Source organism: Lyngbya sp. CCY1209, from assembly GCF_055795065.1.
Genome location: NZ_JAYFER010000121.1, coordinates 1 through 8,501, shown reverse-complemented (window position 1 = coordinate 8,501; position 8,501 = coordinate 1). Strand labels below are relative to the sequence as shown.

Here is an 8,501-nt window from a genome sequence, read left to right as displayed (position 1 = left end):
CAAACCGCTTGGGAATCAATTCCCGAGGGCGCAAGCCTTGCGCCCCTACCAGCTCAAATCATCGGTCGATGATTGGGGAGTTTGTGTGACCAAATAACCGATTTGATATTATTTAAAACGAGAAATCGCCGGAAAAAATGAAAAATCTGCGAAATCTGCGAAATCTGCGGATGAAACATGACACCCTCCGGAAAACGAGCTATTTTTATCCTCCTTAACTTTCATTGATGCGGTCGAACGATCGCCCCCATTTTCAACCTCCGATCATCTCCAAAAGCTCCGCTTCCGATAGTGTTGGAATTCCCAACTTCTCGGCTTTATCCAATTTTGAACCCGGATCGTCCCCCACCACCAAATAGTTGGTTTTGGAACTGACCGAACCGGTGACTTTTCCCCCCGCGTTTTGAATTTTTGCCTTCGCCTCGTCCCGCTTCAGGTTCGGCAGCGACCCGGTAATCACGAAGGTTTGACCCGCCAGGGGTCGATTTTGCGACTCCGAGGGTTTGGATTTTTGGGGAACACCCGACAACTGCAAACCCGCGTCTTTGAGACGATCGCACAATTTAATATTGGCATCCCGGCGGAACCACCCGAAGACGGAGGCGGCGATTTCCGGGCCGATGCCGGAGACGCTTTCGATCGCGTCGGGATCGGCCGCGGCGAGGCGATCGCAACTGGGGAAGGTTTCGGCCAGCAATTCGGCGTTGACGCTGCCGACGTGGCGGATACCCAAACCGTACAAAACCCGGTGCCAGGGCTGTTTTTTGGAGGAAGCGATCGCATCGACAATGTTGCGGGCGGATTTTTCCCCCATCCGCTCCAATTTAACCAATTCTTCGACGCTCAATTCGTACAAATCAGCCACCGAGCGCACCAATTCTCGCTCCACCAACTGCCCCACCAATTTCTCCCCCACGCCGTCGATATCCAACGCTTTGCGATCGCACCAGTGCTCCAGGGAACCCCGCAAAATCGCCGGACAGGAACTATTAATACAGCGGGTGACGGCTTCCCCCGGGGGTTGCGCGACCGTTTCCCCGCAGGCGGGACAGTGGGTCGGCATTTGGAAAGGTTCGGCGTCCGGGGGGCGAAGATCGGGCAGAATTTGCACCACTTCCGGGATGATTTCCCCGGCTTTGCGGACGATCGCGGTATCGCCGATGTGCAGGTCCAATTCAGTGATGCGATCCTTATTGTGGAGGGTGGCCCGTTTGACCGTCGTCCCCGCCAGTTGGACGGGTTCGAGTTCGGCCACCGGCGTCAGCGCCCCCGTGCGCCCCACCTGCACCGTCACGGATACAATCCGGGTGGGGACTTCTTCGGCGGGGTATTTGAGCGCGATCGCCCAGCGGGGGGCTTTTTGGGTGAAGCCGAGGCGTTCGTGCAACTCCAGGGAATTGAGTTTCACCACCACGCCGTCCGTCATGTAGGGCAGATCCCGCCGCCGGGTTTCCCAGTCGTCGAAATAGTCCTCGACTTCCTGCAAGGACTGGCAGCATTTGCGGTTGGGGTTGACTTTGAATCCCATCTCCCGCAACCTCTCCAGACAGTCCCACTGGGAGGTCAATTCGGCCGAGTCCAGGTGTAAGGTGTAGGCGAAAAAGTCGAGTTGGCGATCGGCGACGATGCGGGAGTCGAGTTGTCGCAGGGTTCCCGCCGCTGCATTTCGGGGGTTGGCGAAGGGGGGATTTTCGGCTTCTTGCCGTTCCCGGTTGATGTTTTCAAACACGTCCAGGGACAAAAAGGCTTCGCCGCGCACTTCCACCACGGGGGGCGGATCGTCGAGTTTGAGTTTCAAAGGGATGGAACGGATGGTTTTGACGTTTTGGGTGATCTCTTCCCCCGTCACGCCGTCGCCGCGGGTCGCGCCCCGCACCAGGACGCCGTTTTCGTAGGTGAGGGCGATCGCGGAACCGTCGATTTTCAGTTCGCAGATATAAGCCAAATTTTCGGGTTCTTCCCCGAGGTGGCGGCGCCAGCGGGCGTCCCAGGCTTCGAGTTCCCGGGTATCGAAGGCGTTTTCGAGGCTGTAGAGGGGGATGTTGTGTTGGACGGATTGAAAGCGATCGGCGGGTTTTTCGCCGACCCGCTGGGTGGGACTGTCGGGGGAAATCAGTTCCGGGTGTTCGGTTTCGAGTTGTTCGAGTTCCCGGTAGAGGCGATCGTAAACCGCATCCTCCATAATTGGGTGATCGAGGACATAGTAGGCGTGGCTGGCTTCCTGAAGTTGCCGCCTCAGTTGTTCAGCCCGCTGTTGGAGTTCGGAGTTAGATTGTTTCACGGTTCGATCGCCCTCACCCTTTTCGACAAGTTGGGGGAATTCTCCGTCAGAAGGATTCCCCCACAGCCAATTTTGTGGCCGGTTTTCACAGATTCAAATTGGACATTTCGCTGAATTTCCGCTGATCCGAAGCGGTTTTGCCGTCCCCGTTGTAGCCGTTGGAGTCCGGAGGGACTGTCTCCGGCAGGTACTTTTCGCTTTCTTGGAGGATGCGCCGTTCGTTTTCGACTTGGAAGACGTTGGCGTACAGGTTGGCGACGACCTGTTTTCCTTCCTGGGTGAGTTCCAGGTATCGGAGGGCGGCGGGAATGTAGGGGAAGACCCCGTTCCAGTAGAATTTGGCGTAATTCTTCCGCAGGTCCCCGGGGGTTCTGTAGCCGAGGACTTTGTTGGTGCCGACCTCTTCAAATTCGTAGAACAGGGAGCTGATCTTTTTGAGGTAGCGGGGGTCGCTCAGTTGGCCGATCAGGTCTGCGGCCCGGGCGAGTCCGGAATAGTTGTGCCGGTCTTGGTGGGTTTCGTCGGCGGGGACCGGGAAGCGGGTCAGTTCGATATTGCGCTTGATCTGTTCCGCGTCGATGAGCTTGTGGCCGCCGAAGCGCTCGTCGATGACCAATTTGCCGCGATCGACGTGGTAGGGGGTGAGGCTGGCCGAGGTGGCGCCGATGGGGAGGGAAATCATGCCGTCGTCGATTCCTGTGGCATACCAACCGTTGGCTTCCTGATCGCGCCGGCAGACGCCTTTGACGTAGCCGATATCGTGGCAGAGGAGGGAGATGGTGAAGTGCAGCCAGTCTTCCGGGGTGACACCCCCTTCCCGGATGTGTTTTCCGCGCAAGATCTCCTGTCCGACGAGGGTGACGAGCATCGTGTGCTCGACGTTGTGGTAGAGCGCGTCGCAGTTGGCGATGTTTTCCAGGGCCATCGTGCCGGCCCAGGCGATGATTTCCGGATAGTCGGGCTTGAAGCCGCCGTAGGTCCGGCGGTAGCCCGCCTGCAGGCGCTGTACGAAGGCATCAATTAGGATTGCGGTGGCATTGAACATACTCATGATGAACTCACAGGAATGGTAGGTGAATTTTGAGCATCGGGAAAAAGAACGCAAGTTTTATGGGTTTTTACTCGGCCGTTCCCCAAGGTCGGACAGAATTTTCACAAGGGTTCGGAACTGACCACCATTATAATGAAGCTCTACCCACCTGCGGTAGGCGAGGTGGGGGTGTCCTATGCTAATCTCAGACGATCCTGAGTCCAGAGATCACACAGACAGGCCCAGCTTCTAGACAACCGTCCAGTACGTTTGCTGGAACGGTTCTCACGGTCATTTCTGCGCGTGAGCTTAAGAATGCCCCGGGCAGCGATATTTTGACTTCCATTTAGGTCAGCCTGGTACTGCCGACCATTCTGGAATACTGCCAGGGCATAATTTTTAGAGTTCCGCTTGACAACGCCGGAGCCATCGTAAGCCAGCTTTGAGGTATAGGCGGCAACGACATCAATCACTTGACCGCCAGCTTCTGCCCACTTCATTTCGGTGTAGTCGCGGATCTTGGCTTTGAGCCAACCATGAAAGCGTTGACGCAGATTTGAGCGTTTTCGCCCTCCTGTCGCCTTCCAGCCTTTCAGGTTCTCGAAGACAATCGCCTCTGAGTTGAACTCACTGGCAATCTGGACAATCCGCTTAGAAACGATGTGGCAAATCTGGGTATTGATGTTCTGGCACTTGCGATAGGTATTGGCACAGAAGCCTTTGTGCAGCTTCCCACCTTTACCCATCGTCTTAGATGCCCGCATGAAAACGGACTTGAGCCGTTTGTCTCGACGGTCTATGTCTCTTCCCGGGTGAATGAATTCACGATGGATTACAGTACCGTCGAACGTCACGACTGTTACCGTAGCCGTGGTGTTGATGCCCAGGTCAACAGCAACAACATTTTTGTCGGGCTTCCGCTTCGGAGGAATACAGTGAAACGGGACTGAGAGATGACAGGCTTTCCTATTGAAGATCAGAAATGGTGACAACATTTTGTTGTTCGGCACCTCATGGCGTTCTCGAAGCCCACTGATCTCAACGGTCGTCCAGATCCAGTCAGACCCCGTAAACACCTTAATCTCAACAGTGTCATAGCCTCGCAGCTTATAGCACTGACCTTTATATAGCGCTGGATAGCAGCCTGCATCGGCATTGAGAGTGGGTGGCTTGGCATCCCGGCGCTTACGGGATAGACCACTCTGCCAGTCTCGATACCGAGTCATATAGCTTCTAACCTGACCGAGCGCAAAGCTGATTGCAGCTCTCCGGTAATAGCTGGGGAACTTGTGAAACACCCGATTGATTTGTGGGTACTTCACGGTCAGCCGCTTTGCCGTTGAGTGCATTAACCGCTCTACAGCCGGGATTTGTTCATTTGATGATAAACCCCCTAGCTCCGGCCAGTGCGTAAAGACAATGCCAACCAAGTACCGACAAACCCGACGATAGACCTTCACCGTCTCACCCAACAGAAGGCGCTGTTCAGTGGTCGGGCTTAAAGCCCATTTGTCGGTGCGGATAATTTGGGAAGGCTTTCTTGTTATCATGTGCCTATATTAGCGCATCATAGAAGTATGAAGAGGAAAAATAGAGTGTCTGTCATGTTGAGCGATGAAGAGTTGCAGAAGCTCGATCAGAGAGTAGAAAAAGAAGGGGTTAGCAGATCTGATGTTATCAGAAAGTTGATCGATCGATGCCAGCTAGAAACCCCGCCACTCCCAAACCCCCACCTCGGAACAGGTGGGGGTTTGGGAGTCGCTACTCTTGTTCAACTTTGAAAGTGAGTTAGGACGGTGAGGGATCTCAGTTTTTTCTGACAAACTCTTACAATTGTAGGCATTTGGAGAATCTGGGGTGAAGGTGGCGATCGCCCCCGGGGAGCGATCGACCCTGACGGGCGGACGATAGGGCAATCAGCCGTCAGCTTTCAGGTTTCAGCGTGGGGTTGAGAGCCCATCGGTGAAAGATTTCGGGATTTTTGGATGGCGGAGCGTCCGGGCGACTGCCGTACCGGGCGGGGGCGGGTAGATCCGATCGCGTCCGACATCATCAGACCTCCGTTTCATCCGAAAAACGGTAAAATTCGAGACAAATCTGAGATCTTTTTGAGAACATTATGACATCAGTTGTTATCAATCCCGACGTTCTGGATGAGCTATTGAACGGAGGCGATACCCTGGGCGCCGATATTATCATCCCCCCGGATGACTCCCTCGACGGGAATGGCGGTTCTAACAACGGGGGCGGTTCGGGGGGGGGCGGTTCGGCCAACGAAATCGAAGTCACCGACCGGGCGGGGGACACGGTGACGGGCACCGGAGGCCCCGATCGCATCATCGGCTTTGACGGGCCGGACTCGCTGTTGGGGGCGGGCGGCAATGATACCCTCTACGGGGCGGACAACGTGGATACCCTGAACGGGGAAACCGGGGACGACTGGCTGTTCGGCAACCGGAGCCGGGATTCTCTGCTCGGAGGTGACGGGGATGATACCCTGTTCGGGGGACAGGAGGGGGATACCCTGGATGGCGGGGCGGGGGCGGATGACCTGTTCGGGAATTTCGCCAATGACTCGCTATCGGGCGGCGATGACGACGATGTGATCTTCGGCGGCCAAAATGACGATATCCTGGACGGGGGAGCCGGAAATGATATCCTGGCGGGCGATCGGGGCATTGACGATCTGATCGGCGGAGAGGGGCAAGACTCCTTCGCGCTGAGTTCCGTGACGGGGGGGATCTCGCTCGATTTTGCGGATTTGATTGTCGATTACAACCCGAACGAGGATGAAATTTTGCTGACGGGCGGCTTGCAATTTTCCGACCTGGAAATCGTTCCGGGAAGTTCGGTGGGGTTGAACCAGGAGTTTGCCAACAGCGCCGTGATCCGCCTGGATCGCAATTTTGATGATAACGAAAGTTTCTTGGCGATCGTGGTGGGGGTTGATAATTTGGGTGCGGGAGATTTTACTGAAATTGACGCGATCATTATTTAATCCGAATGTCTGACGTGCAGGGATTTCTCAATTTGGACAAGCCGAAGGGCTGGACTTCCCACGACTGCGTGGCGCGGGTGCGGCGGCTGTTGCACCTGAAGCGGGTGGGACACGCGGGGACCCTCGACCCGGCGGCGACGGGGGTGCTGCCCGTGGCTTTGGGGCGGGCGACGCGGCTGTTGCAGTTCCTTTCCTCGGAGAAGGCTTACCGGGCGGTGATTCGGTTCGGGGTGACGACGGCGACGGACGATTTGGAGGGGGAGGTGCTGACGGAGCGATCGCCGTCGGATTTGACGCGGGAACGGGTGGAGGCGGTGCTGCCGGAGTTTTTGGGCAAAATCGAACAAAAGCCCCCCCACTACAGCGCCATTCACGTCGGGGGCAAGCGACTTTACGAACGGGCGCGACGGGGCGAGGTGGTGGAGGTGCCCACCCGCACGGTGGAGGTGTTCGGTTTGGAGGTGCTCGGGTGGCGTCCGGGGAAGTTTCCGGAGTTGGAAGTCGCGATCGCCTGCGGTACGGGGACTTACATCCGCTCCATCGCCCGGGATTGGGGGGAGAAGGTGGAGACGGGGGCGACGCTGGCGGGGTTGGTTCGCACGCGCAGCAGCGGTTTCTCGTTGGAAAATAGCGTCGCGATCGCGGATTTGGAAACCCAGGTGAAGGCGGGTTCGTTCGTGCCCTGCGATCCGTCGGCGGCGTTGATGCATTTGGATGCGATCGGGCTTCCGGGGGAGGAGGGGAAACGCTGGTGTCAGGGACAGCGAATTCCGGTTTCTGGAACTGTGGATACTGTGTTGCGGGTTTACGATGAGGAGGGGCAGTTTTTGGGAATCGGACGGATAATGGAGGGGGAGAAAACGGTGTTGGCTCCCCAGGTCGTTTTGCACGGTTTTTGAGATGAAACGGATATTAATTGCTGTAATTAAGGGTTACAAATTATTGATTTCGCCGTTGCTGCCGCCGGCGTGCCGGTTCCAGCCGACTTGCTCGGAATATGCGATGGAGGCGATCGGCCGGTTCGGTGTTTTGCGGGGGGGATGGATGGCGATCGCGCGGATTTTGCGGTGCCATCCGCTGCATCCGGGGGGTTACGATCCGGTGCCGCCGAAGGATGGGTGATGGGGGGCGATCGTTAATCGTTTTTCGCCCCCAAACCCCCAATTCTGGGGGCTTTGATTTTGATTCTCGCCCCCAACCCCAAATTCTGGGGGCTTCCCCCAACCCCCAAATCCCCAATTATGGGGGCTTTTAATGGAGCGAGTTTTGTCAATTATTTCGCCCCCAAACCCCCAATTCTGGGGGCTTCACCCCACCCCCAAATCCCCAATTATGGGGGCTTTTAATGGAGCGAGTTTTGTCAATTATCGCAAGTATCGCGCTCGTGTGTTTACAAATCGAGGAGACCAAAAAAACTTCAAAACCTCGATTTAGAGGGGCTTTGAGTTTTCAAGGGCTCCCGACTCTCGATTCTCGAGGACCGCGCGCAGCGCTATATTTCACGTTGCTATTCTAATTAAATACCCGGAAAAAGCCGGTTGGATATCCAAACCGCTTGGGAATGAATTCCCAAGCTAATAGCTCAAATCATCTAAAGATGATTGGGGAGGTTTAGGAGGGGATAACCGAAGCTGATAGAATTCCTTTCCGGAGGGGCTAGAAGCGGAACTGACGCGATATTTAGATGTATAGCAACCGCCAAGGTGGTTAGGATACTCTATGTCCAACCGAGTCCACGCTTAGTGGACTTTTGCTATGAGCCTTGAAATTCATTTCAAGGCGGGTCTAAAATCGAAAAATATGTGCGAGACGGATCAATCGGCAGTTTTGGCGGGGTTGATGGTTCAATTTCAGGATTGAGGTGGAATGTTTTGTCAGGGTGTCGGCCAGAAATCCGGACGCATGACTTCTTCTAAGGAAAAAGGGCAGATTTCCGGGAACTGTTCGTCGGGTAAATCGGTTTCGGCGATCGCCAAGTCCCGGGCCTCCGACCAGCTTTCGGTCATGGCTTCATCCAAGCGAGATTTTAAACCGGGATTTCGCTTCAACAGTTTTGCGATCGCGGTACGTTGAAGGTTACTCGATCAGATGCGATAAGTCCAATTGCTCAAATTGGCGATCGCGCAGCAGGCGGGATTGCTGATGCGCCCAGCTATAGAAATCCTGTTCGTAAAGGGTGTTGCTCATGGGGT

Annotated in this window: 9 protein-coding genes; 4 read left to right on the top strand and 5 right to left on the bottom strand. The window is 55.7% G+C overall.

Going from position 1 to position 8,501, the window contains the following annotated elements; genetic code table 11:
• Positions 1-253: 253 nt before the first annotated feature.
• From ligA to AC0QHF_RS00895, 3 genes are all read right to left on the bottom strand, one after another.
• The gene (ligA, locus tag AC0QHF_RS00905) at positions 254-2,281 is read right to left on the bottom strand and encodes an NAD-dependent DNA ligase LigA (RefSeq protein WP_324702301.1); all 2,028 of its coding nucleotides are present in this window, start codon (positions 2,279-2,281) and stop codon (positions 254-256) included.
• Positions 2,282-2,366: 85 nt separating this feature from the next.
• The gene (locus AC0QHF_RS00900) at positions 2,367-3,326 is read right to left on the bottom strand and encodes an Npun_R2479 family HD domain-containing metalloprotein (protein ID WP_324702302.1); all 960 of its coding nucleotides are present in this window, start codon (positions 3,324-3,326) and stop codon (positions 2,367-2,369) included.
• Between the two features lie 179 nt (positions 3,327-3,505).
• Complete coding sequence (locus AC0QHF_RS00895) at positions 3,506-4,861, bottom strand: IS200/IS605 family accessory protein TnpB-related protein (protein ID WP_324702300.1); 1,356 nt, start codon at positions 4,859-4,861, stop codon at positions 3,506-3,508.
• Positions 4,862-4,888: 27 nt separating this feature from the next.
• Here AC0QHF_RS00895 and AC0QHF_RS00890 point away from each other — a divergent pair, with 27 nt between their 5' ends.
• The 4 genes from AC0QHF_RS00890 (at position 4,889) to yidD (ending at position 7,431) form a co-directional block, all read left to right on the top strand.
• Entirely contained in the window at positions 4,889-5,092 is a 204-nt protein-coding gene (locus tag AC0QHF_RS00890; protein WP_375341385.1) for a ribbon-helix-helix domain-containing protein, read from the top strand.
• 338 nt (positions 5,093-5,430) lie between these two features.
• On the top strand, positions 5,431-6,309 hold the full coding sequence (locus AC0QHF_RS00885) for a calcium-binding protein (RefSeq protein ID WP_324702299.1): 879 nt from the start codon (positions 5,431-5,433) through the stop codon (positions 6,307-6,309).
• A gap of 5 nt (positions 6,310-6,314) precedes the next feature.
• Positions 6,315-7,208 carry a tRNA pseudouridine(55) synthase TruB gene (truB, locus tag AC0QHF_RS00880; RefSeq protein WP_324702298.1) on the top strand — a complete coding sequence of 298 codons (894 nt, stop codon included), beginning with the start codon at positions 6,315-6,317 and terminating at the stop codon, positions 7,206-7,208.
• Between the two features lies 1 nt (position 7,209).
• Positions 7,210-7,431 carry a membrane protein insertion efficiency factor YidD gene (yidD, locus tag AC0QHF_RS00875; RefSeq protein ID WP_324702297.1) on the top strand — a complete coding sequence of 74 codons (222 nt, stop codon included), beginning with the start codon at positions 7,210-7,212 and terminating at the stop codon, positions 7,429-7,431.
• A gap of 752 nt (positions 7,432-8,183) precedes the next feature.
• On the opposite strand, the gene AC0QHF_RS00870 is transcribed toward yidD, so the two are convergent.
• Together AC0QHF_RS00870 and AC0QHF_RS00865 are read right to left on the bottom strand one after the other, a co-directional pair.
• Positions 8,184-8,357 carry a DUF29 family protein gene (locus tag AC0QHF_RS00870; protein WP_324702296.1) on the bottom strand — a complete coding sequence of 58 codons (174 nt, stop codon included), beginning with the start codon at positions 8,355-8,357 and terminating at the stop codon, positions 8,184-8,186.
• Positions 8,358-8,385: 28 nt separating this feature from the next.
• A complete protein-coding gene (locus AC0QHF_RS00865) occupies positions 8,386-8,496 on the bottom strand; it encodes a DUF29 family protein (RefSeq protein WP_375341386.1) in 111 nt (36 codons plus the stop codon).
• Positions 8,497-8,501 lie beyond the last annotated feature (5 nt).